This window comes from Helicobacter vulpis (assembly GCF_003660395.1).
In the GTDB taxonomy this organism is placed as follows: Bacteria; Campylobacterota; Campylobacteria; order Campylobacterales; family Helicobacteraceae; genus Helicobacter; species Helicobacter vulpis.
Genome location: NZ_QXQT01000003.1, coordinates 40,095 through 64,504 on the forward strand (window position 1 = coordinate 40,095; position 24,410 = coordinate 64,504).

Here is a 24,410-nt window from a genome sequence, read left to right on the forward strand (position 1 = left end):
GCTTGACTTTTTATTACAAAATCAATACAATCAACACCCTTTAGACTACATTAAAGGCTTGGTATGGGCGAGGGTTCTACTATTAAACTCATTGGGGAGTATGTGGATATTGGGGTGTTTAGCGTGTTGGGGTTGATGGGGTTTTTAGCGTTATGGTTCACCGTCGAGCGCATTGTTTTTTACGCGCGGATTGATTTTAATCTCTATAGCGATCCTGATAGACTAGATTTGGATCTCACCAAAAATCTCACCATGCTCTATATTATCTTTTCCAACGCGCCCTATGTGGGGTTGTTGGGTACGATTTTAGGGGTGATGGTAACCTTTTATGACATGAGTACCAGCGCCACCGGTCTAGACGCTAAGGCGATCACCTTAGGGCTTTCCCTAGCCCTGAAAGCAACGGCTTTTGGTTTGGTGGTTGCCATCCCTACTTTAATGGTTTACAACATGTTTTTGCGTAAAGTAGATGTACTCTCTGAGCAGTTTAAGTTGCGTTCTAAAAAGGCGCAACCATGAAAGTTAGGCTACGCCGGGGGGATGGTCTAAATATCGTGCCTTTTATTGATGTCATGTTAGTGTTGCTGGCCTTGGTACTGAGTGTTTCTACTTTCATCGCTGAGGGCAAGATCAAGGTCAATTTGCCCAGCGCGTCCAGCGCGCAAAAAATGGAACAACCAGAAAAGAAAGTTACGATCGTGGTGGATAAATCCGATGGGATTTATGTCGATGACAAGCCCCAAAGTTTAGATGATCTCAAGGCCTTGATTGCTAAAACCAATCCCAAAACTCTGGTGGATTTGCGCAGCGATAAGGATTCCAAATTTGGTACTTTCGTTGAGATTATGGATATTCTCAAAGCCCAAAACCATGAAAACTTCTCCATCTCTACAGAAACAAAGTAAATTTTCTACGAGAGTAGGCTTTGTAATCGCCACGGCGGTCTATGCCCTTGGGTTGTGGCTAGCCTTTGCCAGTTTTGAAAAAATGGAGAGTCTTGCCCAGTCGGGTACAAAAACTCTTACGATGAGCTTGGCCAGTATCAACACCCACTCTAGCCAGCTCCAACACGCCCAACAAGCCCCTCAGACTCCCCCCCAAGAAAAGCCCAAACCCCATCATAATCTCCACCACAAACTCCACCACAAACCCAAACCTGAGCCAAAGCCCATCCCCAAACCCAAACCAAAGCCAGAGCCAAAGCCCACTCCAAAACCTAAACCTGAGCCTAAACCTGAGCCTAAACCTGAGCCTAAACCTGAGCCTGTAAAACAGCCCCCTGAAGAAAAAGCCCAAGAAAGCAAACCCAGCCAAGAGCCCACCCCCAAGCAACAAAAACGCGAGGAGTCCAACCAAAAATCCGAGGGTGCAGAAATGAGTGCTCAAGCTTATAACCCTGGGGTGAGCAATGAATTCTTACTAAAAATTCAGATGGCGATCTCTTCTAAGAACAGATACCCTAGAATGGCGATGGTGCGTGGGATTGAGGGAGAAGTCTTGGTAGAGTTTACGCTCAATGTGGATGGTAGCACGACAGATATTAAGGTAGGCAAGAGTTCGGGTTCTGATATTTTAGATCGCGCGGCCATGCAAGCGGTGAAAGAAGCTTCGAGCTTGTTCCCTGCGCCCAAGCAGACCGTCCACTTGAAAATCCCCATTGCCTACACGATTAAGGAAGAATGAGCACAGAGGGGGTAACAGAGGGGTGGGGCTTGCAACACCCTAAGAGAGGCTAGCCATTAATCTAGTTTTATGCTATAGGCTTTAGGCGCGCTATAAAGATGGCTAAAGTGATACCAAAAGCTCGCTTCGTAGGCATTTGGATTGCGTTTGATACGACAATGAAAGCCCCTTAACATCTCTTCAAAAGGCAAATGGTTCTCTACAATGCAGGCTAGAATTTCTTGACGCACTTTGAGCTGCATCACGCGATAGCCTTGTTGGGTAGAAACCAGCGCATCTTCTGTAACAATTTTAAAGCTTTGGGTGGCGAAATTGGCTTCTACAATAGGCGCGACGACTTGATCAAAATTGTCATTAGTGGGGATAAAATTCACAATCTGGTAAGCTTTATAAGCAGAGAGCTTTAAAAAGCCCATGAGCTTATGGGGGTCGTAGGTGAAAGCCTTGGTGTAAAATTGTGTGTATTTGAGAGGCAAGTCTTTTTTAAGGGTGTGGGTTTCTTCTTGCCATTGGACCAAGTCTGTCGTCTTAAACTCTAAGGTGATCGCATCGTCAGGAGTTAGGCATTTTACGGGGGTTTCTCTATGTGTACGGCTGTACTGATCACAGATTTTGCTGCATTCTAAAATGTCGTGATGGACGTTGATGCGCTTGATGATCGCATCTCTAGTGCTCTCTTGTATATAGGGGGTGGCGATGGGTAGGACATAGGCCGGTTTAGTAAGATCAATGAGCTTTTCTAATTGCTGTTTTTGCCCCTCTAGGTGGGCGGTATGTAACGCCTTTTTTTCCTGCCCATTGTAATTATCTACACAAAAGGGGAAGCCTGAAGTTTCCCCAAAAAAGGCGTTACAAAGCAAAGTGAGGCCACTGGGCAAATTAAAGCGGTTAATATAGCTAGCATAAGGATTAATGAGTACGTCATGCCCACATAGACACAAATAAAGCCCGCTCTCCTCTGAACCATCCCCAGCCTTAAAAACACTGAATTGGAAAAAGGAGCTAAACTCATAGATTTCTTGAAATTCTAGGGGGAAAATATTAGAAAAACCTAAGTTTTTAAGCGCGCGCTCGATGCTTTTAGACGCGAAATTACCCACGATGAAGGGTCTACTTTTGGGCACAAAGGCTAGAGTTTGGGGGTGCAAACAACTAGAGCGGTTGGAGGAAATGAAAATAAAATCTGCCTGCACCAAGCAATGCAACGCCTCCTTACAACTTGCCTTTTCTAAATAGCTAGCCCCTAAAAAGGCGGGGCCCAACAGCCATGGATCGGTGATGAATTTGATCCCACCTGCTTCAATATACAAACAAGCATGGTTGAAATAGCGGATTTTAAAATCCCCCTTAAAACTGGATTGATAGGGGTTGACTAAATCCGTAGAGGTCTCTATTTGTAAAGTGCGCCCTTCTAAATGGTATTTCAAGGGTTGCTTTTTGCGCCCATTGTCATAGCTCAAACTGTTCAAATACAAATTCCAAGCGCAATGCGGACAGGAAGCAATGCCCTTTTTATGCAAAAGCTTATCCCCCTTGTGATCGCAGATAGTATCAATGATCCAATCCACCTCTGGTTTTTCGCCCATTTTGACATGCTTTTTCATTTTAACGATGAATTCCCCCATGTCGTTGATTCCCTCTAATAACCCTCGCACAGAGAGACTCTGGGTATTAGTATTGGTTTCAAATAGCCCTACACGGCGTAATTTGATGGGCGTAGGTGCAGGGGAATCTTTCTTAGGGGGCAAAGCAGACATGGGCACTCCGTAGGCTAAAAATAAAGGCGTATTATACTAAAATTCTCAACAAAAACCCCAATCCTCCATTAAGGACATGGCATGGTGTTATTTGTAGATAGTAGAAGTGGTGTAGCCATAGAGAGCTTTGAGCGCGCCTTGCTTAACCCTAGCTCTATGCAAGGCTTGTGTGTACCCCAAAACCTCCCCCAAGTGGATTTTTCTACCTACCTGCCCTTGAGTTACGCCCAAGCCACTCATACCCTCTTTGAAACATTGGAGCTTGGTTTACAAAATACCCTCTTAGCGCGCGCGCTAGCGCGCTATTCTAAATTTAATGCCATCGCCCCCCTGCATGCCTTGCAGGGCTTTAAAACTCCCCTATATGTCCAAGAACTTTTTCATGGTCCCACTCTAGCCTTTAAAGACATGGCTTTACAACCTTTTGGGGTTTTGCTCTCAGGGCTAGCCCAACAGCACCAAGAAAAGTATTTGATCATGGTAGCTACCAGTGGGGACACCGGTCCAGCCACCTTGGCTAGCTTTGCCAATCTGCCCAATACCTGCGTTTGTTGTTTATATCCGGCTAAGGGCACAAGCTTGATTCAAGCTTTACAAATGCAGAGCATGGACGCGCCCAATCTCAAGGTGCTAGGTTTAAAGGGAAATTTTGATGACGCACAAAGCGCGCTCAAAGCCCTTTTGCACGATGAAGACTTTCAAACACATTTAGCCCAAAAAGATTTGCGTTTGAGCGTGGCTAATTCGATCAATTTTGGGCGCATTGTGTTTCAAATGGTCTATCACATTTGGGGGTATTTGGATTTGGTGCGCACAGGAGCGATCCAGTATGGCGATTTGGTTAAGATTCTCGTGCCTAGTGGGAATTTTGGCAACGCTTTGGGGGCGTTCTATGCCAAGCAAATGGGCTTACCGGTAGAAAAAATTGGCGTGGTGTCCAATGTGAACGATGTGCTCACAGAGTTTTTTAACACGGGGGTCTACGATTTAAAAGCGCGCCACCTGCAAAAAAGCCTCTCCCCCGCGATGGATATTTTAGTGAGCTCCAATGTGGAACGCCTGCTTTTTGCCCTCTTTGGGCACACACGCACTAAAGCGTGCATGCAAGAGCTCCAAGATCACAAGCACTACACCCTCACCTCTAGCGAATTGCAGAGCGTGCGCGCGCATTTTGAAGCCTTTAGCTGCGACGATGCGCATTGCTTGGAGACGATCGCGCGTGTTTATCACGATCGCCACTATTTAATAGACCCCCACACCGCCACCGCGCTTTATGCTTATGAGTGCCTTGAGAGTCGCCTGCCCTGCGTGGTGGTCTCCACTGCCTCTTGGAGCAAATTCGCCCACACCACTGCCCTAGCTCTAGGAAAACAAGCCAAAAACGATCAAGAGGCTTTACAAGTTTTAGCTAAAGAGGGAATCACCCCCCCAACCAGCGTGCAAGAGCTCTTAAGTAAGCCCCTTGTGCATAAGGATCGCGTGGGGGTGAGTGATCTACAGCATTACATCAAAGCGTGGTTGGAAAATTTTTAGCGCGCGTTGCGCACTAACCCCTCCTTGTTTGCTAATGGACTTCGCGCCACACCTTTTGTTTCCACGCGTAGGCGAGCAAGGTCATCACCGCAAAGAAGATCATGATCTTAAACCCGATCTCATCTCTTTGGTGTTTCTTGCTATCCCCCACTTTTTCTAGATAATTGATGATTTGTTCTTGAGACTCTTTGCTCAAGCCCACTCTAGGCATGGCTGTCCCGGGGAGGAGTTTTTGAGGGTCGTTGATAAAGACTTCTAGCTTTTCGCGCCCTAGTGAGCGAATCATCATAGAGAGATCGGGGACTTCTGCGCCCAAGTAGCGGTGTAAGTCTTTAGGATCGCTGAGCGCGTGCATTTTGTCGTACTTGATGTCATGGCAACGCTGGCAGGCTTGCGCAAAGACTTCTTTATCCTCTAATTTCTTAGGCGCGATAGAAACTAGGTAAGCCACAATGTCAGATAAATCCTGATCGCTAAATTGGGCAAAAGCGGGCATGGGATAGGGATTGTCGTCCTTGTATTTGTGGGCGAGTTTTGCCGTTTTGACGGGGTCTTTGATGAAGTGGGCTAAAAATTGGGGGTTTAGCACACTGCCCACATGAGAGAGATCGGGGGGCACGACCCCAAAGCTCGCCCCCGCGCTGGCATGATCCATAGGAGCAGGGATTTTCTGGCTCTCAATACTATGGCAGGCGGTGCAGTTTTGGGTTACTAAATCCTTGCCCTTGGCCGCATCGCCTTTACTCAAGTCTATGGGTTTTAAGTCTTTAAAGGCAAAGTCAGCCGGGGCTACTTTGGGCTCCATCACGCTATGGGCATAGGGCTCCACCCCCCAATAAAGCACCCCGATCACCACGATTAAAATCGCTAGGATTTTAAGCTCTTTCATTACACCCCCCTTTTCTTTTCAGCGCGCGCAATCAAGGGCAACACCACAAAGAAGAGCGCCAAGAAGACGATCGAAGCCACAAAGCCCACATATTTATTATTGCCCACAGGGGGCAACTTGCCATAGATGGTGAGCACCACCATGTCCACCACGAGCACCCAGAACCAAATCTGAAAGGCCTTGCGTTGGTGGGCGGGCTTGACCACAGGGCTATTGTCCAAAAAGGGCAAGAGGAAGAAGATCACTTGCGCCACCCCAAAGGCGACTAGCCCTAAATTGCCATTGAAGAAGAAGCCCCGTAAGACCTCATAACTCCATAGAAAATACCATTCGGGATAAATATGGTGGGGGGTTTTAAGGCTATTGGCGCGCTCAAAGTTAATCGGATCCATGGCAAATTCGTAGTGATAGCACACCAAATAGAAGAAAAAGACCATGAAGGCACAGACCACAAAAATATCCTTAGAGAGAAAGACGGGCCAAAAGGGGATGACCTTAGATTCTTTCTTTTTGCCCTCTTTGAACTTCTGTTCTTCGGCTTCAAAGTCCAGCACTTCGCCCTCTTGGTTATTGACATGGGGGATGCGCAAAGAATAAAAGTGCATGCCCACGATGGTTAGGATCACCACAGGCAATAAAAAGACATGCAACATGAAAAAGCGCGTGAGTGTCGCGTCTGCCACGACATAGTTCCCCCGAATCCACACGAGTAGATCCGGACCAATGACGGGGATTTTGCCAAATAACTCCGTGATCACTGAGGCTGCCCAATAGCTCATCTGCCCCCAAGGCAACATATACCCGCTAAAGGCTTCTGCACTAAAGATCACAAACAAGAGCATCCCGCTGATCCAAATCATCTCACGACCCTTTTTATAAGAGCCATAGTAGATCGCCACAAACATATGGATGTAGAGGATCACAAAGATCATACTAGCGGCCGTGGCATGGATATGCCGCCACAACCATCCATAGGCGACCTCTTGCATGATGGTGAAATTCACGCTGTCATAGGCGAGTTTAGCGTCCGGCTTGTAATACATCAACAAGAAAATGCCCGAGATCACGAGCAAGGTAAAGAGGGTGAGCAAGATCACCCCCATCGCCCATAAGAAGTTAATGTTTTTAGGAATCCAGTACTCTGTCATCAACACTTTGGTAAGTTTCTTCACCCCCAAGCGTTGATCGAGCCAATCTAGTAGCCCTGTTGCTTTCTTTATTTCTGCCATTCTCTATCCTTTACGCGTGCGCGACCATGGTTTTATACTCTGGACCCACTTCGCCAAAGGTGATCTTAGAGCCCTCTAATTTAAAGGGGGGGATTTCAAAGGGGCGAGGCGGGGGGGTGCCTGGGATATTCACCCCGTTACTGGTAAAACGCCCCCCATGGCAGGGGCATAAAAAGCCTTGCTGGATGGATTGGAAATTGGGGATACAACCTAAATGGGTGCAAATTTGAATCCCCACGGTGAACACCCCGCCTTGAATCTTGAAATCGCGCTTGGGATCAAAAGCGTCCTTGGGGTCTTTTTTGATGATGTAAACCGGCTTGCCCCGCCACTCCACGCTAGAAAACTCCCCATCTTTCATATTGCTCACATCCACGCTTGTAAAGCCTGCGGACACCACGCTAGGCAAGGGGTCCCAAGTTTTTTTCATGGCCACCAAGCTAGCGATCGCGCCCGCGCCCGCCACCCCAGCTAAAGCCATGCTCAAAAAATCGCGCCGATTCATCTCCGCCATCATTGCTCCTAACTTAAGTTTGATTGCAAAACGCGATTTTACATGAAAAAGTTTAATACTCTCCTTTTCCCCTAAGGGGCGGCTAAAAACAGCGCAAGATGAGGCGGGCGTTTAGATTGAGTTGCATAGAACGGGGAGCGCTTTCATGAGCGCTTGCAAAGCGCATGAAGCTGTCTTCATGGGTGTAGAAACTAAGATTTTTAATGTGGCATTGCTTCTTAAGAGTTTTAGAAAAGAGATCGCGCTTGGCTTGGGCTTGGCTCACTAAGGCGTTTTGTAGATTGGTGCGGTCTTGACTATCTGCTTGCAAGTGCAAGGCGGGCGTGTTCAACACAAACAGTTCGTTGTCCGCAGCGATCTTGGCAATCTTGTCGCGCAATTGTTCATACTCTGCGATCTTGGCCACACCGAATTTACAAGCCATGCTTGCATAGAGTCGATGCCCGCTTAGAGTTTGCTTGTGATCCACAAAGCTATAATTGGGGCGTACGCTATAGCTAGTTTCTTGGCATAATTGGCTCTCCCTAGCCAAGCGGTTGATCTGGGCGAAAGCCTCTTTTAAGCTCTCCTCTTGAGAAGCACTCAGCTCAGGAGCGTTTAACAACGTGTTAGTGCTGCTAAAAAGCAAATGCGCGTTATAGGTTTTAGGCGGCACTTGCTGGCTTTCTTGAAGTTCTAGGGCGACTTGGAGTGCCTGCCCTCTAAAATGCTTGCCCAGCACGAAACGTTCAAACGCCAACCCCCCTATAAAGACCCCCAAAGCCACCGCCACGCCCAGCACGAGTTTTACATACACCATACTAAATCCTTTTACTTTCTCTTAAGGGACTTCTGTGGCATCCAGTTTAGCCAAACGCTCCACCATCGCCCCGATTTCCTCCGTATTGTAGTGCCCCTTGATGTGATCTAGAATCTCTTGGATCAAGACCAAACTCTCTGATCCAACGGCCTTTTCTAACTCCAAATCACCCGTCCTATTGGTTATCACATTTCTATAAACATTCATTTTTAATACGATCCACTCAATGTGGCGTTTGACATGCCCTAGGCCCGTCTCTAGCTCTTTGGAACTGTCCGAACTCTTGTGGCTATTGGCCACAAACATGCGTAAGACTTTTAAAAACTCTTCAAAATGCCCCTGAATCTCTGAACTCAAAGAACTCACTTCACCAAACTCCTTACCCAGTTTGACAATGTCCTCTTGAAAATGGCTAAAACTGGTTTTAATGCTGCTGACTTCTTTGGTAACCTTCTCGGCAAGTTTGCGAATCTCATCGGCCACCACCGCAAAGCCCCGCCCATGCTCTCCACTGCGCGCCGCTTCAATGGCCGCGTTTAAAGAGAGCAAATTGGTTTGATCGGCAATGTCGCTGATGACATTAGTTACTTGCATGACAAAATCCATTTTATTGCGCAAGTCATCCATGACTACATTGACATTATTACAATTGTCATTGAAGTGCAACAAATCCTTATGGATGGTTTCAATTTGATCTTGGGTGTTCAACGAGTCGTCCTCAATGGATTGCATGAGCTCTTTATTGTGCACACATTGCTTGACTCGCTCATCCAAATCAGCAAGCACATCTCTAATCCCCCTTGCGCCCCCGTCCATTTCGGCTAATTTGAAGACAATTTCACTATTGTTAGCCACAATGATCCCCGCAACGCTCTCATCTACATGTTCAGCGTATTGCTTGAACACCCCCCGATAGCCTTCATGAAAAATATTGCGGTAATCCTTGCCCTCATGCGCGGCTTTCACGCATGCGTCCATCTCTCTAAAGACCGATTCAATTTGATCCAACAGGTCATTTAAGCCATGCGCAATGCCGGCATAAGGGCTTTTCTCATCAATTTCTGTAATGCGGTGTTCTAGATGCCCATCTCGCACGGCCCCCACGCACTCCGCAATTTTTTGCAGAGAGTCGTCCTTACTCTTTGTCAACCAATCTAACATGCATGATCCTTATAGTCTTTGTAGTTTATTGACCCAAGCGTCGTAAGTGTAGCCCTCTTCTTGGAGTGTCTCCTCTAGCAAGGTGGTACTGGCCTGTAACCCTCCGCGCTTTTCAGCCTCCAGTAGCTTCTGGTACAAAGAGCTCACGATGCTGATGGCCTTCCTATTGGGCGCGCGCCGCACGGAGTAATAGCCCACCACCATGCCCTTTGCGTCCACGGAAGCGGTTACATTGGCAAAGACCCAGTAAAAGTCCCCATCAAAGGTTTTATTCTTGACATAGGCAAAGATCTCTTGCTTTTGCTTGATAGCCGACCACATCATTTTGAAGATCAACTTGGGCATGTCCGGGTGGCGCACCACGCTATGGGGTTTGTGTAGTAAATCCTTCTCGCCATTTCCTCCCACAATGTCAATAAAAGGCTTATTGGCATACGTGATGACACCCTTCGTGTTCGTTTTGGTTACCAAAAAGTAATTGCGATCCACAAACTTTTCCACCAGAACCCTTTCAAACTAAGATCATAGCATTCTAGCGCATTTTGATAAAATGTACCAAAGACATGCGCCTCATTGTAAGATTTTCTCTAATTGTTGCAAAATGTGCCCCCCTATGGGCAGGGCCGAAGTGGCCGCCGGGCTGGGCGCGTTACACACATTGACACTTCTAGGCGTGTTAGAAAAGAGAAAATCTTCTATGAGTTCCCCACCTGCGCTCACCGCTTGGGCGCGCACCCCAGCGGGGTGGGGGGTTAAGTCCTCTAAACACAGGCTAGGGCAATACTTTTGCACCAAAGCCAAATAACTTTTTTTACAAAAGGAATGTTTGAATTCAGCCAACCCGGGCTTAAAATACTTGGCGATGACTTTGCGCACACCCTTATGGGTGATCATCTCCTTAATGTCTTTCAAACTCACATCGCTTTTTAAATAGCCCTCGCGTTTGAGCGCTAACACCGCGTTGGGCCCCACGGTAACACTTCCATCGATCATGCGCGTCAGATGTACCCCCAAAAAAGGCATGCTGGGGTCAGGGATGGGGTAAATAAGATGCTTGACGATGTGGTTGTGTCGGCTGGCGAGTTTGAAATATTCCCCTCTAAAGGGACAGATCGTAAAATCCGGGGTGATCCCTAGCATTTTGACTAGCCTGTCTGCGTGCAAACCCGCGCAGGTGATGAGATAATTGCTTTCAAACACCCCGCTAGTGGTGTCGATCTTCACCCCTCTAGCGTGTTCGCTCAAACCGACCACTTGGGCGTTGTACACCACTTCCCCCCCCTGCTGTTTAAAGCGCGCGCCCATCGCTTGGGTTATTGCAGGGTAACTCACAATGGCGCTAGTGGGGAAAAAGAGCCCCCCCAAACCCACGATGTTTTTTTCCATCTCTCTGAGTTCCTGCGCATCTAAACGGGTGCGCTCAAGGCCATTTTCCTTTGTGCGCTCTAAAAGCACCTCCATGCGCTCTAGCTCCAATGCATCGCTTGCGACCAATAATTTCCCGCACTCCTCATAGGCGATCCCATTCTCTGCACAAAAAGCCTTAGTGGCCTTATTGCCTTCATAGCAAAATTGCGCCTTAAGAGTACCCGGGGTGTAATACACTCCAGCGTGAATTACCCCGCTATTGCGCCCGGTTTGGTGCAGGGCACTCCCATGTTCTTTTTCTAATAAGATCACTTTGAAGTCGGGATATTTTTGCAACAATTGCATCGCGACCGAATGCCCCAAAATCCCCCCCCCTACGACAATACAATCGTAAATGCGCGCCATTAGAAGTTTTTGAAGTCTTTGTAACGGCTGAAAGGGTTGGTGCTAAAAGAAAAATAGCCCCTCTGGCGCATCAATTCACGGCGCAAACCCTTATGGGGTTGGAATTTATCCCGCCCATGCAACCAAAAGAGATTGTTGATCAGCAAGAACTGCCCCACAGGTACTGGGAAGGACAATTTGGCCTTCGAATTCTCCAAAGAATCGCCCAAATCGGCCAAGTACACGCCTTCTTCATAATCCTTAGGTTGGGCGAATTGGTCAATGTAGAGCATGACGGGTTTGGCGTGGCTGTCCGCTTCAAAAACGGGGTGGTAGACATCGGTAGTAACATTCTTGCTAGGGGGGGCTGACCAGCGCATCACCCTTTTGGCCATGTGGTGGTTGTAAAACTTGTCTAACTCCTCCCAATCGTCCAAATGCAAGAGCTGTGAATCGCCCCCTTCCATGTTCTGTTCATCGATCTTATACATCAGCACATAGTCGGTAACTTCGTTGACGAAAGTGCCATCGTTATGCAACTCTAGGGGTTTGTCTGGTTTTCTTAGGTAGCTGTCTGAATTGTCTGTATTGAGCACAGCCCAGCGCGCATAAAACTGCCCGGTCATCAGATCGAAATTAGAACGCCCAATCAGATGTACAAAGGCGGTGGCGATTTTCACCATCTCATCGCCCTGCTCGGCGCGATCGATTCCTTGTGGGTTGACTAATAAAGCCCCTGTTTGGCGATCTCCTAACGCGTTTTCTAAAAAGGGTTTGAGTTGGTGATCGCAGAGCGTGTCTAACATTTGTGCCACCCTAAAGCGCAGAAAAGACTTGTATTCCAACGCCTGCACGGGATAAATGGCGACAGATTTAAGGAAAGCTTCAATGGTGTCTTGAGACAAAGTTACTTGTAAAAGCCGTTGGGAATAAGCGGTGGGTTTTACGCTAAACGCGTCTGTTTGAATGGAATAGGCCATCTGTTCTCCTTATGTTAGATTTAAAAGCCCAAGACACGCGCCAGTGTTCTAAAATCAAGCCGGCTAGCTAGCAAATCGCGGCGCGCGGGGCTTCCCATTAGCCAGCCTGTGGGGATTGTAGCACAAACACCACCAGCGTGTTTCTCTTGGTTGCCTCTAGGGCGTTTCAAGCTCGAAACTGGGAATAAACTTAACACCAAAGCCCAAACTTGAGACACGCGCGCACCGCTCATTCCTTGAGATTGACACCCATGTATTTGATCTCTAAATAGTCCTCCAAGCCATACTTAGACCCTTCCCGGCCTAGCCCGCTCTGCTTGACCCCTCCAAAGGGCGCGGTTTCAGTGGACACATGTCCGGAATTCACCCCCACCATGCCGTATTCCAAGGCCTCACCCACTCTAAAGACACGCGCCAGATTTTTGGTGTAAAAATAGGCCGCTAGGCCATATTGCGTGTCATTAGCCTTAGCCACGACTTCCTCCTCGCTCTCAAAGCTAAATAGGGGGGCTAGGGGACCAAAAGTCTCCTCTTTAGCCACCAACATATTTTGATCCACCCCGGTTAAGATGGTGGGTTCAAAAAAGCTCGCGCCCAACGCGCTGGGCTTGCCCCCGCTAAGAATCTGCGCGCCCTTGGAGGTGGCATCGCTGATATGCTCTTGTACTTTCTGTACGGCTTTGGAGTCGATTAGGGGGCCTTGCGTGGTGTGCTCCTCTAAGCCATTGCCCAGCTTCAAACCCTCCACTTTGGTCTTGAGTATGCGGCTTAATGGCTCATACACACTCTTTTGCACATAAATGCGGTTGGCGCACACGCAGGTTTGCCCGCTATTTCTAAACTTAGAAAGCAAAATCCCTTCTGCGGCGTGTTCTAAATTAGCGTCCTCAAAGACAATAAAGGGCGCGTTGCCTCCCAACTCTAAAGAGAGTTTTTTGATGCTTGGCGCGCTCTGCGCCATCAAGATCCGCCCCACCTCTGTAGACCCGGTGAAACTGATTTTACGCACCGCCTCACTTTCACACAGCACTTTAGAAATGAGGCTAGCTTTCCCACTCACCACGCTAAACACCTCCTCAGGCACGCCTGCCTTGTGGCCTAATAACATCAAAGCGTAGGCACTTAAAGGGGTTTGCGTGGCCGGCTTGGCGATCATAGAACACCCACAGGCCAAAGCCGGCGCAACCTTGCGCGCGATCATCCCGCTAGGAAAGTTCCAAGGGGTGATCGCCCCGCAGACCCCGATGGGCTGTTTGAGTACTAAAATCTTTTGTTGATCCACCACACTGGGCAGAATATCCCCCTCCACGCGCCGCGCCTCCTCAGCAAACCAGCGCAGGTAATTAGCCCCATAAACAATTTCTGAACGGGCTTCTTTGAGGGGTTTACCCATCTCTTGAGTCAGAATACGCGCCAAGTCCTCTAGATTTTCTAGCAATAACTCCCGCCACTTGAGCAAAATATTGGCGCGCTCTAGGGCTAGCTTGCTTGCCCACGCTTTTTGGGCGCGCTGTGATTTGGCGATAATTTGCTCTAATTCTTCCTGCCCCACATCTTTAACATAGGCGATCTCTTGCAATGTGGCCGGATTGACCACTGCTATAAAGCCCTCCTTGGGGCTTTGACTGACAAAGGGATGTTTTAACAATTGGAAATTCATGCTACGACCTTTCTAATGGATTGAGAGATGATATTTAAAGCGCGATCAAATTGATCTTGGGGGATGGTTAAGGGATAGAGAAAACGAATCACATTCCCATAAGCCCCACATGTCAAAAGCAGTAGGCCTTGATCCATCGCCTCTTTTTGCACAGCCTTAGCCAAAGGCGCGCTGGGTTGGTTGTCTTTGAAAAACTCTACTGCCACCATAGAGCCCAAAGCGCGTACTTGGGCGATCTCTTGGATACCCTCTTTTTCTTTGAGTGCTTGCAGGGTGCTTTGGAGTTGCGCGCCTAATTGTTGCGCCCTCTCATTGAGCTTTTCCTCTTTGATGATAGCCAATACCTCTAGGGCTGCAATAGTGGCCAAAGGATTGCCCGCATAAGTACCTCCTAGCCCCCCTGGGCTGGGCGCGTCCATGATCTGCGCCTTGCCCACAATTCCAGAGATAGGAAACCCTCCGCCTAAACTCTTAGCCATGCAAATGAGGTCTACCTCCGTGTTGAAGTGTTCCATCGCGAAAGTCTTGCCCGTGCGTGCAAAGCCCGTTTGTACCTCATCAGCGATCAGTACGATTCCATGCGTGTTACAAAAGGCGCGCAACCCCTCCACAAATTCAAGGGGTGCCGGGTTAAACCCCCCCTCACCCTGCACGGGTTCAAAGATCAGCGCGGCCACATCCAAAGGGGAGATAGACGTTTTACAGATGTGCTCCAAGCTCTCCAGCGCATCCTTGGTACTAATTCCATGCAAGGGGTTAGGATAATAGGCATGATAAACCCCTGGATGGCCCACGCCTAGCTCTGCCTTATAGGGTACTACCTTACCTGTCATGCTCAGTGCCATAGAAGTACGCCCATGGAAAGACCCCCCAAAGGCGATCACCCCATAGCGTTTTGTGTGTACCTTGGCGATTTTGATGGCGTTCTCTGTAGCCTCCCCCCCTGTGGTGAAAAAACATGCCTTCTTAACCCCGCTAATGGGAGCTAGATCGTTGATCTTCTCAGCCAGTTCTATATAGCTTTCATAGGGGCTCACTTGGTAGGCGGTGTGGGTGAACTTCTCTAATTGCGCCTTAACCGCCTCGATCACGCGCGGGTGTCTATGCCCCACATTTAGCACCGCAATACCGGCCGCAAAGTCTATAAAAGTACGCCCATCCGTGCTTTTAAGCGTAGCGTTTTGCGCTTCTTGTACAAACCAATCGCACACAATGCCAATGCCCCTAGGGGTGGCTGCCACCCTACGGCTGCATAAATCGCCCATATCCATCCTTTGCATGAAATCATAACACCATTGTATAAAAATTAATCTAACTAGATGTTAAGGCTTAGAGGCGATGAGTCCAGCCTCTCTTAAGAAACAAGAAGGCTCGTAAGCAATACGCCTTTGCTTATCCTGCTTGGCATAGGAGAGATAAAGATGATCTTTAGCCCGCGTGGTAGCGACATAAAATAAACGCCTCTCCTCCTCTAAACTCCCGCTTTGTTTGGCTAATTTAGTGTTGGGGAAACGCCCCTGCATGAGATCAATCACATACACCTCTTTAAACTCTAAACCCTTGCTGGCATGTACGCTGAGTAAATGTACCCCCTCCCCACTAGAGGCCTCTCTAGCCCCCAAAACCATCGCATTCATAAAGTCTTTTAGGCTGTGGTAAGGTTTGGCAAGATTGGCCAGCAGGGCTATTTTGGCTTGAATCTGCGCCTTAACTTCTTGAGCGCGTTGCAAATCCAAACTCCCATCCTTATTCTTAGCGCGTTGCGCGCCCAGTTTCTCTAAAATGGCCTCCCACCATGTAGACTTGGCGATTTGGGCGATGCTTTGGCTGGGCTCGAGCGCGTGTGCGCTGGCACAAAGGCTAAAGAACGCGCCCAAGAAGCGCGCCATAGGAGGGGTGATCTTAGGGTGGTTGAGCAAGGCATGGGTTTTAAAGCCCACAGGTACTTCAAAGCGCGCGCTGTTCTCTGCGCTAAATTGCGCGGCAAACAAACCCATTTGGGGGTTTTTAAAGGGTTTTTGATCATTGGGAGCGATCAAGCCCTTTAAACTATCTCCATCACCCATAACTTGTAAGGCGTGGTAAAATTCTTGACCTAAGGACGCGCCCACCCCCGGGGCATAATTGAAAATCTCTATCGTGGCGACCATGTCCTTAGGGTGGCTTAAAAACGCGCACACATCTAAGGCTAATTTTACTTCCTTGCTCTCAAAGAAGCTTAGGCTTCCCTTGCGCTTAGAAGGGATGCCCAATTGGCGTAAAGACGCTTCGCAACCATCCGCGCTCGCGTTATTCCTAAAGAGTACCGCCACCTCCTCATACCCCCCCTTGTGGCGGGCGATGTGGCGCGCGATCCCCTTGTATTGGGCGAGCAATTCGTCATATTCTAACAAAGTAGGCAAAGAGGGGTTGGTGGTTTTGCACACCTCTAAACTCTTAGGATACAGGCGCGGGTTATAGGCGATGACACGGCTGGCTAATTCTAAGATCGCTGGGGAGGATCGATAGTTTTTCTTCAGAGTGAAAAGGCGCGCGTGGGGATATTTGCGTGTGAAATTGCCAATAATAGAAATGTCTGCCCCATTGAAGGCATAGATACTTTGATCATAATCCCCCACGCAAAAGAGACTTGGGGGTTTGAGGGCATCTAAGATCGAATCTTGCAGAGGGTTGGTGTCTTGATATTCATCGCAGAGCACTTCTGTAAAATGCTGGGTGGGCGCGATGTCTTGACGATAGAGCAAGAGCAAATCGTTGTAGTCCACGTAGTGGTGTTCTTGTTTGAGGGCGTGGAACCGCGCCAACATTTCTTCATAGATCAATGCGTGGGGTTCTTGTTTGGGCGCGCGCGCACACAGCCATTCCCCAAAACTCTCCGGGCTTTGGGCGTTGATATACAAGGAATGCAAGTCATATAGATGCCCCGCGCTATAAAAATGATTTTCATGACTGGCTGTGCTGGTTTCTAACACACTCCTAAGCAGAACGCCTAATTCTCTGGGCTGTTTGAGTCCCAAGTGCGGATACACCTCCTTAAGGTGGCGATACGCGATGGCATGGAAAGTACCCGCCTGGATGTATTGGGCGTGTGGGGTGTAGTGGGAGAGGCGCGCCTTCATCTCTAGACTGGCCTTGTTAGTGAAAGTCAAAAGCAAAATCTCTTGAGGGCGCACGCCCTGCTCTAAGAGGTGTAAGATTCGCCCCACAATGCTAGAGGTCTTGCCCGTGCCCGCAGAGGCGATCACCAAATTATGCCCCAAAGGGGCTTGCACGGCTTCTTGTTGTTCGATATTGAGCTGCAAGAGAAACCTATTTTTGGGCGGCTTCTACTTCAATGTTGAGAGTTACCCTATCACCCACTTTGAGAGTGGAGGTATCTGGAGCAAATTTAAAATCCGATCGCTTGATCTGGCCGCTCAAGGAAAACCCGAGTTTTTCCTTGCCATTGATCTGTGTTACACCTCCAATTTCGCTAGTCAACACCACTTTTCTAGCCACCCCGGCGATGTTGAGTACCCCCACCACACGCCCATTTTCCTTGTCTATTTTCTCGTATTTTTGCATCACAAAGGTAATATTGGGGTATTTGCCGGTTTTAAAGAAGTCATCAGAACGCAAGTGATCGTCCCTGTTTTGGTTGTTTGTGTCTATGGAAGTGGCCTTGATCGTGGCTTCTAACTTCTTAAAAGTGTGGCTGACAGGGTCAAAGTCAATCAGCGCGCTGTAATCTTTGAAATCCCCCATCACATGGCTAATTTTGAGGTGCTTGATCTTAAAACCAACGTGGCTATGTACCCTATCAATTTGGTAAACCTTGCCCATCAAACCCGCACACAACACACATAAGAGCGCCAAAGGACGCAAAAACGACAACATACCATCTCCTTTTATAAAAATAGTGGCCATTATAGCACATGCTTTGTGTTAGAATAGGCTAGCTTTGAAGGGAGTAAGGCATGCAAAGTAGAGTGGCGTACAAAGTGATGTGGGGCGTGCTGTTGGGCATGGGGATGCTAGGCGCGCTAGGTAACCCAGAGGAATACCTCTTGAAAGCCAAAGAGGCTTATAGGCAGCATAATTACCCCAAAGCTTTAGAGAACTACCAAAAGGCTGCTGACTTGGGGAGTGCAGAGGCCTATCGGGGCTTGGCCAATATGTATCTCATTGGGGCGGGAGTGAAACAAGATTCCCAAAGGGCGCGCGTGTATTTTAAAAAGGCCATGGATCTCAAACACGCGCAACAAACCCCAAAAGCTTCAACTCTCCCCTCAGAGGCGCAAAGCTACATGCGCTTAGGAGAAAATTACGCCAAGGGGCAGGGCGTGGCTTTGGATTTTAACAAGGCGATAAAAGCCTTTGAAAAAGCCGGAGAGATGGGCGATGCGCGGGGGTTTAACGCTTTGGGAGATCTGTATTACAATGAGAGTCAAGGCGTGGAGCAAAATTATCCCAAAGCGTTGGAGTATTACCAAAAAGCGGCCAAAATGGGGCAGGCTAGAGATTTCAGATTGGGGATGATGTATTTGCAAGGGCAGGGCGTGGCACAGAGCTACCCCACAGCCCTAGAATATTTCCAAAAGGCGGGCAAAAAGGGCGATGGGCGCGCATGGCAAAAGCTAGGGGCGTTGTATTTTAAAGGGCAGGGTGTGCCTTTGGATTACCAACAAGCGCACGCCTACTACCAAGAGGCGATCAAGAGCTACCTAGAAGCGGGCAAAAAGGGCGATGGGCGCGCGTTTGTGCGCCTAGCGCAAATGTATGAAGAAGGAGAGGGGGTGTCCAAAGATTATAGCAAAGCCTTTGAGTATTACCAAAGGGCTGCAGATTTGAAAAGTGGGGATGGGGCTTTCTACCTAGCCACTTTGATTTTGCGCGGCAAGCTTAAGGGGGTTATTGAGGACAGGGCTAAGATCACCGCGCGCTACCAACAGGCCATCGCCTTTTATCAAGAAGAGGGCAAAAATGGGGATGCGAATGCGTATGTCAAATTGGGCTCTATCTATAAAAACGGGCTCTATTACTATGGGTGGTTGCTCCATAAAAACGCCGCATTGTCGCTAGAGTATTACCAAAAGGGCGCACAAATGGGGAACGCGCAGAGTTATTATGAGATCGGGGAGGCTTATAGAAATGCTAGAGGGGTTGAACGCGACTTGCAAAAGCAAAGCCAGCATTATCACCAAGCCTGTTTGCTTGGTTTTAAACCCGCGTGCTACGCGCTTAACCACGCAAATTGACGATCGCATCCACCACTTTATTGCACGCGTCTTCATTGCGCCTGCACCATTTGTATTCTATGTCCGCGAAATCGCATTCTAGCACGAAGCCCTCGCTTTTCAGACGGTAGTTGTTGATCACCGCCTGATTATCCCCTATGACAAAAAGTTTGTAACTAGAATCTAGCTTGTGGGTTTTGAGCATGGCTTGCAGGTGTTTCATACTGGTGATAATGGCTTGTTTCTCGGCTTTGAAACTCTCATTCAAACTAGAATGCAGAGGGCATTTGTAGCGGTTGATCTCTTCAAAACGCCCCTCTTTAAAAATATAGAGGCAGAATCCACACATTACCGCGTCTTCTCTAATGCTCGCATCGGTGTAGAGAAAATACGTTTCTTGTAAATCCTCAGAATCGTAATCCTTGAAAATAGTTTCACCCAGGGCGATGCTCTTCTCTCCTAGGTGATCGTAGGTGCTTCTTGGGGGGATGTAGGCGGTTTTGGGTTTACTGAGCGCATTTTTGGGCGCGCCCAAATAATCCCCTAAATCGTTTAAATCGCTGATCTTAAAACTTTTGATCTCCAGTTTACCCTCATAATTGGCTTTGATCTCATGCAAACAAGCGCAAATTTGGGCTAGAGGATTGGCATAGAGGGGATGCAACATATACACCCCTCCAATCAATTTAGCAAACCCATAACGGCACAGCACTCCCTCTAAGGAGTCCACACTGCCATTGTCCTTATTTTCAATGCCTAAACACCACATTAAAATCCTTTATCTTGAAATTGCCCCACACTCTGCCTTGCAAAACTCCCCTTGACATCTAAGAGGCTAAAGTGGAGGGCATCATCAGCGCACACTTCGATGCAACGCCCACAGCGTGTACACTCTCCCGAATTCACCGCTGCGCTCTTCAAGCCCACCATCCATAGCACCTGTACTTCTGGGCACACTTCAAAACACAGGTTACAGCGTGTACAGCGCGTGGCATGGTGTTGCACTTTTAAAAGCGCATAACGCCCCACCAGCGCGTAAAAACCCCCTAAAGGGCATAAACGCGCGCACACAAGCCTATCACCTATAAAGGTGTCAAGACAAAAGAGCAGGAGTGCAACCCCCACCCATGCGCTAGTCCCAAAAATGATTCCTCTTTGCACAATGCCGATGTAGGACACGCTCTCAAAGGCGGGCAAGCCAAGCGCAAAAGAGAGCACAAGACTCAAGACAAGCAAGCCATAGCGCGTAGTTTTGGGTATTTGCAAATAGTGGTGCGTGCAATGTAGCTTGCGGCGTGCCCACGCCGCGCCATCCACGATGAGATTAATCGGGCATACCCATGCGCAAAAAGCGCGCCCTAGAAACAAGCCATAGAGTGCTAAAATGACGATCGCCCCTAACAACGCTTGTAAATTCATCTGTAAACTCGCCAAATACACTTGCAACACCGCAAAAGGGTCGCTTAGAGGTATGCGATCAAAGAGCATAGACGCGCTTAAATTACCCCTTAAAAGCGCATGCGCACCCCCCCATGCAAAGAGGGCTAAAATCCCCGCTTGTACCACACGCCTAGCTAGCAAGTAGCGCACTAGAGATCGCCTTGATTGAGATAGTCCATCGGATTGTCCTTATGAGGAGCTTGGAGATTGGGGGGCGCACTAGGGGAGGGCGCGCCCATCCTGAGATAGTGCGAATCGGTCTTGCCGCTCACAAACGCGCTAGGCAAGATTCTAATGGCGGGCTCTTGAGTGATGCAAGCGCGCTCACACAGTCCACAACCCACGCACACACTAGGTTCTACTACGGGCAACATATAGGCATGCGCTTGGGTTCTAGAGTCATGCTTGAGCTCTAATTTGATCGCTTTGTCCATCAAGGGACAGACGCGGTAACACACATCGCAACGCACCCCCCAAAACGCCACGCAAGAATGCGAATCTACCACGGCAATTCCCATCTTGAGGGAAGTGATGCCCTGATCGGGTTTGAGGTGTTTATGATCGAGTGCGTCTGTGGGGCAGGCCTTGATACAGGGAATATCGGGGCAAAGGTAGCAGGGGACCTTACGGGCTTCAAAAAAGGGGGTGCCCACTTTGGCATGATCTAGCAAAGTGGCTAGCTTGAGGGTATCATAGGGGCAATCCTTAACGCACAACCCACAACGCACGCATAAACTCAAAAAACGCGCCTCGTCTTCTGCCCCCGGGGGCCTAAGGGCGTAAGCACGCTTGGCCTTTAACAAAGTGCCCAGAAAAAACCCACCCCCCACACACAAACTCACCCCTCCGATCGCCTTTTGCAAAAAAGCGCGCCGTTGCATTCTAAACTTTGGTGATCTTCACCGCGCATTTTTTATAGTCGGTTTGTTTGGAGATGGGGCAAGTGGCATCCAAACACACCTTGTTGATGAAGACATTTTCATCAAACCATGGCACATAAACCAACCCCACAGGGGGCGTGTTGCGCCCACGCATATCCACACGCGCCTTCACACGCCCACGGCGTGACTCAATCCACACCGCATCGCCCTGACTCACGCCCAGTTTTTCCCCGTCTTTTTCATGCATGTAGCACAAAGCTTCAGGCACGGCTCTAAAGAGCTCGGGCACGCGCATGGTCATTGTCCCACTATGCCAGTGTTCTAACACCCGTCCGGTGGCCAACCAGAAGGGATAATCTTTATTCGGACGCTCTGGAGCTTTCATGAAGGGTCTAAAGAAGATCTTGGCCTTGTTTTCTAGGCTTTTGGGCGTGGTACCGGTGGGGGCTTTGAGATCCCCACTGACTAGCGTCTTCATCGCCTTGCCATAAAAGGCAAAATCGCTATCTGGAGCGGCTTTTTTGGCATAGGGGTCGTAAGCGGTGTTAAAACGCCAACGCGTTTCTTTGCCATGTACAACAGGCCAACGCAAACCTCTGACATGGTGGTAATCATCAAAGTAGGCCAAATCATGTCCATGTCCCATGCCAAATTTGCGGTACTCCTCCCAAAGGTATTTTTGCAAAAAGAAACCATAACCCTTAAAGACCTTGCCATCGCTGCCTACCACCTCGCGCTTATCACCCCACATGTCTGAATTAGGCGCGCCTTTGGCGATGGGATCCGTACTTTTATAGCGCTTGGCATGCCTATTGGCAAACAGCACATCATAGAGAGTGTCGCTGTCCTTATAGCCCATTTTACGGGCTTGGGCTAGCACATTAGGCAAGGTAAGCTGGGCATCCACCTTTTGCTCCTTCCACACTTCATGGAGTTTAAAACGTTTGGCAAATTCAAAGATTTGCCACGTGTCGCTCATTGCGTGCCCCACTGGAGTTACTTGCTGTTTCCAGTGTTGGGATCGCCGCTCGGCATTCCCATAAGCCCCCCATTTTTCATAGATCATTGCGCTAGGCAAGATCAAATCGGCCACTTTGGCGCTGATCCCCGGATAACAATCGCTCACTACAATGAAATTGTCCATCTCTCTGGCGGCTTTGATCCAGTGGTTGGCGTTGGCGGTGTTTTGCCAGGGGTTATTCACCTGTACCCAAATGAATTTGACCTTGCCATCTTCTAGCGCGCGCATCATCGCCACGAAGTGATAACCCGGTTTGGGGTTGATGGTGCCATGGGGCACATGCCAAAGTTTTTCGGCAATCTTGACATGCTCGGGGTTGGTTACGACCATGTCTGCAGGCAGGCGGTGGGCAAAAGTACCCACTTCCCTAGCTGTGCCACACGCGCTAGGTTGCCCTGTGAGGGAAAACGCCCCGCTTCCGGGTTTGGCTTGCTTGCCTAGCAAGAAATGTACCATGTAGGCTTGCTCATTGACCCATGAGCCTCTGGTGTGCTGGTTAAAGCCCATCGTCCAAAAACTCACCACTTTGCGATCTTTTTCTATGTAGAGCTTGGCGAGTTTTTGCAGTTTGTGTTTAAAACTTTCCAGGGATTCGTGAGCATCGCCCTTAGCCACCTGTGCCACATAGTCCAAAGTATAGGGTTCTAGGGCTTGCTTGAATTGTGCAAAGGTAATTTCCCAGTGCTTGCCTGCCTGTGCGCTGTGCTGCATTTTGAGCACATCGCCGGCCTTGACTCCTAGATGTTTGAGCGCTATAGCCTCTTGCGCGTCCAAAGTGATGGCGCGCTGTTTAGCGACCGTGTCTTTTTCACTGGGCCTAAAGCCATGGTGGCTGGGGTCCTCGCGCATGCCATAGCCGATGTCGGCGTAACCGGTGGCAAAAACGATGTGCTTGTCTATAAAGTTTTTGTCAATGGCCTCAGGGTGGTTGTAGACAATTTCCCTAGCGATGTAGTTCCAAATAGCTAGATCGGTATTGGGGGTGAAGATGATCTCCATATCCGCCACGCTAGAGGTGCGGTTAGAAAAAGTGGTCAAATTGATCACCTTCACCCTATCAGGGTTGCTCAATTTGTGATCGCTCACCCTAGACCATAAAATAGGGTGCATTTCGGCCATATTAGCCCCCCAAGTGATGATGGTGTCCGTGGCTTCGATGTCGTCATAACACCCGCTGGGCTCATCAATGCCAAAGGTTTGCATGAAGCCAGCCACCGCGCTGGCCATGCAGTGGCGCGCGTTGGGATCGATATTATTGCTTCTAAAGCCCGCTTTGATGAGTTTGCTGGCTGCATAACCCTCTTGGATAGTGTACTGGCCACTTCCAAAAATCCCCACCCCGGTTACGCCCAACTCTTGGTAATACTTTTTAAATTGCTTCTCCATTTCGTCAAAGGCGCGCTGCCAAGAGACTTGTTGGAATTTGCCCTTTTTGTCAAATTCTCCGCGTTCATTGACTCTAAGCAGGGGCTGTACCAAGCGATCTGCCCCGTACATAATTTTGGCGTTGAAATAGCCTTTAATGCAGTTTAACCCGCGATTGACCGGCGCGAGCGGATCGCCTTTAGTGGCGACAATTTTATCATCTTTAGTGGCGACCATGATCCCACAACCCGTACCGCAGAAACGGCACACTGCCTTGTCCCATTTCCAATCTGCTTGGGCATGCTGGGCTTTGGCCATGAGATTTGGGGGGGTGAGCAGTCCGGCACTGCCCAAGGCTGAAGTGATGGCTACGGATTTTAAAAATTCACGTCTAGTAGCATCTTGTGCCTCATAGAGTGGATTTGCCATGTAAAACCTCCTTATGCTAGATTTAGGTTATTATATTCTAAAATCCGTTAAGATAAGTAACCATAGGCTGTTATGGTTACTTTTTATCATTTTTTGGCTAT

22 protein-coding genes are annotated in these 24,410 nt (G+C 48.8%); 5 read left to right on the plus strand and 17 right to left on the minus strand.

All coding sequences use genetic code 11. The features are described 5' to 3' along the window. Window positions 1-63 precede the first annotated feature (63 nt). From exbB to EAO38_RS01630, 3 genes are read left to right on the plus strand one after another with little or no spacing between them, the layout of a single operon-like run. Complete coding sequence (gene exbB / locus EAO38_RS01620; RefSeq protein WP_121020489.1) at window positions 64-519, plus strand: TonB-system energizer ExbB; 456 nt, start codon at window positions 64-66, stop codon at window positions 517-519. Next, window positions 516-905: a TonB system transport protein ExbD gene (gene exbD / locus EAO38_RS01625; RefSeq protein ID WP_121020491.1), complete on the plus strand. Its 390-nt coding sequence runs from the start codon at window positions 516-518 to the stop codon at window positions 903-905. Before exbB ends, exbD begins: the two co-directional genes overlap by 4 nt. Then, window positions 871-1,683, plus strand: a complete 813-nt coding sequence (locus tag EAO38_RS01630) for an energy transducer TonB (protein ID WP_121020493.1) — start codon at window positions 871-873, stop codon at window positions 1,681-1,683. The genes exbD and EAO38_RS01630 overlap by 35 nt, the downstream gene beginning before the upstream one ends. Before the next feature lie 56 nt (window positions 1,684-1,739). On the opposite strand, the gene EAO38_RS01635 is transcribed toward EAO38_RS01630, so the two are convergent. Continuing rightward, window positions 1,740-3,440, minus strand: coding sequence for an MBL fold metallo-hydrolase (locus EAO38_RS01635; protein ID WP_121020495.1), 1,701 nt, complete (start codon window positions 3,438-3,440; stop codon window positions 1,740-1,742). Between the two features lie 84 nt (window positions 3,441-3,524). On the opposite strand from EAO38_RS01635, the gene thrC reads away from it, so the two are divergent. After that, window positions 3,525-4,973: a threonine synthase gene (thrC, locus tag EAO38_RS01640; protein WP_407927405.1), complete on the plus strand. Its 1,449-nt coding sequence runs from the start codon at window positions 3,525-3,527 to the stop codon at window positions 4,971-4,973. Window positions 4,974-5,004: 31 nt separating this feature from the next. On the opposite strand, the gene EAO38_RS01645 is transcribed toward thrC, so the two are convergent. From EAO38_RS01645 to EAO38_RS01705, 12 genes are all read right to left on the minus strand, one after another. Beyond that, window positions 5,005-5,862 carry a c-type cytochrome gene (locus tag EAO38_RS01645; RefSeq protein ID WP_121020499.1) on the minus strand — a complete coding sequence of 286 codons (858 nt, stop codon included), beginning with the start codon at window positions 5,860-5,862 and terminating at the stop codon, window positions 5,005-5,007. Continuing rightward, entirely contained in the window at window positions 5,862-7,091 is a 1,230-nt protein-coding gene (locus tag EAO38_RS01650) for a cytochrome b (protein ID WP_121020501.1), read from the minus strand. The genes EAO38_RS01645 and EAO38_RS01650 overlap by 1 nt, the downstream gene beginning before the upstream one ends. Before the next feature lie 10 nt (window positions 7,092-7,101). Next, entirely contained in the window at window positions 7,102-7,605 is a 504-nt protein-coding gene (gene petA, locus EAO38_RS01655) for a ubiquinol-cytochrome c reductase iron-sulfur subunit (protein ID WP_121020503.1), read from the minus strand. 82 nt (window positions 7,606-7,687) lie between these two features. Then, window positions 7,688-8,404, minus strand: coding sequence for a hypothetical protein (locus tag EAO38_RS01660; protein ID WP_205588320.1), 717 nt, complete (start codon window positions 8,402-8,404; stop codon window positions 7,688-7,690). A gap of 21 nt (window positions 8,405-8,425) precedes the next feature. Then, window positions 8,426-9,565 carry a methyl-accepting chemotaxis protein gene (locus tag EAO38_RS09405; RefSeq protein WP_121020506.1) on the minus strand — a complete coding sequence of 380 codons (1,140 nt, stop codon included), beginning with the start codon at window positions 9,563-9,565 and terminating at the stop codon, window positions 8,426-8,428. A 9-nt stretch (window positions 9,566-9,574) separates the two neighbouring features. Next, entirely contained in the window at window positions 9,575-10,066 is a 492-nt protein-coding gene (locus EAO38_RS01670; RefSeq protein WP_121020508.1) for a PAS domain-containing protein, read from the minus strand. A gap of 69 nt (window positions 10,067-10,135) precedes the next feature. Continuing rightward, window positions 10,136-11,338 (minus strand): L-2-hydroxyglutarate oxidase, encoded by a 1,203-nt coding sequence (lhgO, locus tag EAO38_RS01675; RefSeq protein WP_268877806.1) that lies wholly within the window; start codon window positions 11,336-11,338, stop codon window positions 10,136-10,138. Continuing rightward, entirely contained in the window at window positions 11,338-12,297 is a 960-nt protein-coding gene (glaH, locus tag EAO38_RS01680; protein ID WP_121020510.1) for a glutarate dioxygenase GlaH, read from the minus strand. Before glaH ends, lhgO begins: the two co-directional genes overlap by 1 nt. Before the next feature lie 229 nt (window positions 12,298-12,526). Next, complete coding sequence (locus tag EAO38_RS01690) at window positions 12,527-13,957, minus strand: NAD-dependent succinate-semialdehyde dehydrogenase (RefSeq protein WP_121020513.1); 1,431 nt, start codon at window positions 13,955-13,957, stop codon at window positions 12,527-12,529. Further along, window positions 13,954-15,222 carry a 4-aminobutyrate--2-oxoglutarate transaminase gene (gene gabT / locus EAO38_RS01695; protein WP_121020516.1) on the minus strand — a complete coding sequence of 423 codons (1,269 nt, stop codon included), beginning with the start codon at window positions 15,220-15,222 and terminating at the stop codon, window positions 13,954-13,956. Before gabT ends, EAO38_RS01690 begins: the two co-directional genes overlap by 4 nt. A gap of 57 nt (window positions 15,223-15,279) precedes the next feature. After that, window positions 15,280-17,259 carry an ATP-dependent helicase gene (locus EAO38_RS01700; RefSeq protein ID WP_121020517.1) on the minus strand — a complete coding sequence of 660 codons (1,980 nt, stop codon included), beginning with the start codon at window positions 17,257-17,259 and terminating at the stop codon, window positions 15,280-15,282. Window positions 17,260-17,266: 7 nt separating this feature from the next. After that, a complete protein-coding gene (locus EAO38_RS01705; RefSeq protein ID WP_121020519.1) occupies window positions 17,267-17,833 on the minus strand; it encodes a YceI family protein in 567 nt (188 codons plus the stop codon). A gap of 80 nt (window positions 17,834-17,913) precedes the next feature. Between EAO38_RS01705 and EAO38_RS01710 the strand changes: the two genes are divergently transcribed. Beyond that, complete coding sequence (locus EAO38_RS01710) at window positions 17,914-19,194, plus strand: tetratricopeptide repeat protein (protein ID WP_121020521.1); 1,281 nt, start codon at window positions 17,914-17,916, stop codon at window positions 19,192-19,194. Here the strand turns inward: EAO38_RS01710 and EAO38_RS09100 are convergent. From EAO38_RS09100 to napA, 4 genes are read right to left on the minus strand one after another with little or no spacing between them, the layout of a single operon-like run. After that, window positions 19,178-19,942 carry a hypothetical protein gene (locus EAO38_RS09100; RefSeq protein WP_235852463.1) on the minus strand — a complete coding sequence of 255 codons (765 nt, stop codon included), beginning with the start codon at window positions 19,940-19,942 and terminating at the stop codon, window positions 19,178-19,180. The genes EAO38_RS01710 and EAO38_RS09100 overlap by 17 nt on opposite strands. Continuing rightward, complete coding sequence (gene napH / locus EAO38_RS01720; protein ID WP_121020523.1) at window positions 19,942-20,763, minus strand: quinol dehydrogenase ferredoxin subunit NapH; 822 nt, start codon at window positions 20,761-20,763, stop codon at window positions 19,942-19,944. Before napH ends, EAO38_RS09100 begins: the two co-directional genes overlap by 1 nt. After that, window positions 20,763-21,494: a ferredoxin-type protein NapG gene (gene napG, locus EAO38_RS01725; RefSeq protein WP_121020525.1), complete on the minus strand. Its 732-nt coding sequence runs from the start codon at window positions 21,492-21,494 to the stop codon at window positions 20,763-20,765. Before napG ends, napH begins: the two co-directional genes overlap by 1 nt. Before the next feature lies 1 nt (window position 21,495). Continuing rightward, window positions 21,496-24,309: a periplasmic nitrate reductase subunit alpha gene (gene napA, locus EAO38_RS01730; protein ID WP_121020527.1), complete on the minus strand. Its 2,814-nt coding sequence runs from the start codon at window positions 24,307-24,309 to the stop codon at window positions 21,496-21,498. Window positions 24,310-24,410: the final 101 nt, after the last annotated feature.

Coding starts and splice junctions, on each gene's coding strand:
- exbB (WP_121020489.1), top strand. CDS start 64: ATGGGCGAGGGTTCTACTATTAAACTCATTGGGGAGTATGTGGATATT.
- exbD (WP_121020491.1), top strand. CDS start 516: ATGAAAGTTAGGCTACGCCGGGGGGATGGTCTAAATATCGTGCCTTTT.
- EAO38_RS01630 (WP_121020493.1), top strand. CDS start 871: ATGAAAACTTCTCCATCTCTACAGAAACAAAGTAAATTTTCTACGAGA.
- EAO38_RS01635 (WP_121020495.1), bottom strand. CDS start 3,440: ATGTCTGCTTTGCCCCCTAAGAAAGATTCCCCTGCACCTACGCCCATC.
- EAO38_RS01645 (WP_121020499.1), bottom strand. CDS start 5,862: ATGAAAGAGCTTAAAATCCTAGCGATTTTAATCGTGGTGATCGGGGTG.
- EAO38_RS01650 (WP_121020501.1), bottom strand. CDS start 7,091: ATGGCAGAAATAAAGAAAGCAACAGGGCTACTAGATTGGCTCGATCAA.
- petA (WP_121020503.1), bottom strand. CDS start 7,605: ATGGCGGAGATGAATCGGCGCGATTTTTTGAGCATGGCTTTAGCTGGG.
- EAO38_RS01660 (WP_205588320.1), bottom strand. CDS start 8,404: ATGGTGTATGTAAAACTCGTGCTGGGCGTGGCGGTGGCTTTGGGGGTC.
- EAO38_RS09405 (WP_121020506.1), bottom strand. CDS start 9,565: ATGTTAGATTGGTTGACAAAGAGTAAGGACGACTCTCTGCAAAAAATT.
- lhgO (WP_268877806.1), bottom strand. CDS start 11,338: ATGGCGCGCATTTACGATTGTATTGTCGTAGGGGGGGGGATTTTGGGG.
- glaH (WP_121020510.1), bottom strand. CDS start 12,297: ATGGCCTATTCCATTCAAACAGACGCGTTTAGCGTAAAACCCACCGCT.
- EAO38_RS01690 (WP_121020513.1), bottom strand. CDS start 13,957: ATGAATTTCCAATTGTTAAAACATCCCTTTGTCAGTCAAAGCCCCAAG.
- gabT (WP_121020516.1), bottom strand. CDS start 15,222: ATGGGCGATTTATGCAGCCGTAGGGTGGCAGCCACCCCTAGGGGCATT.
- EAO38_RS01705 (WP_121020519.1), bottom strand. CDS start 17,833: ATGTTGTCGTTTTTGCGTCCTTTGGCGCTCTTATGTGTGTTGTGTGCG.
- EAO38_RS01710 (WP_121020521.1), top strand. CDS start 17,914: ATGCAAAGTAGAGTGGCGTACAAAGTGATGTGGGGCGTGCTGTTGGGC.
- EAO38_RS09100 (WP_235852463.1), bottom strand. CDS start 19,942: ATGTGGTGTTTAGGCATTGAAAATAAGGACAATGGCAGTGTGGACTCC.
- napG (WP_121020525.1), bottom strand. CDS start 21,494: ATGCAACGGCGCGCTTTTTTGCAAAAGGCGATCGGAGGGGTGAGTTTG.
- napA (WP_121020527.1), bottom strand. CDS start 24,309: ATGGCAAATCCACTCTATGAGGCACAAGATGCTACTAGACGTGAATTT.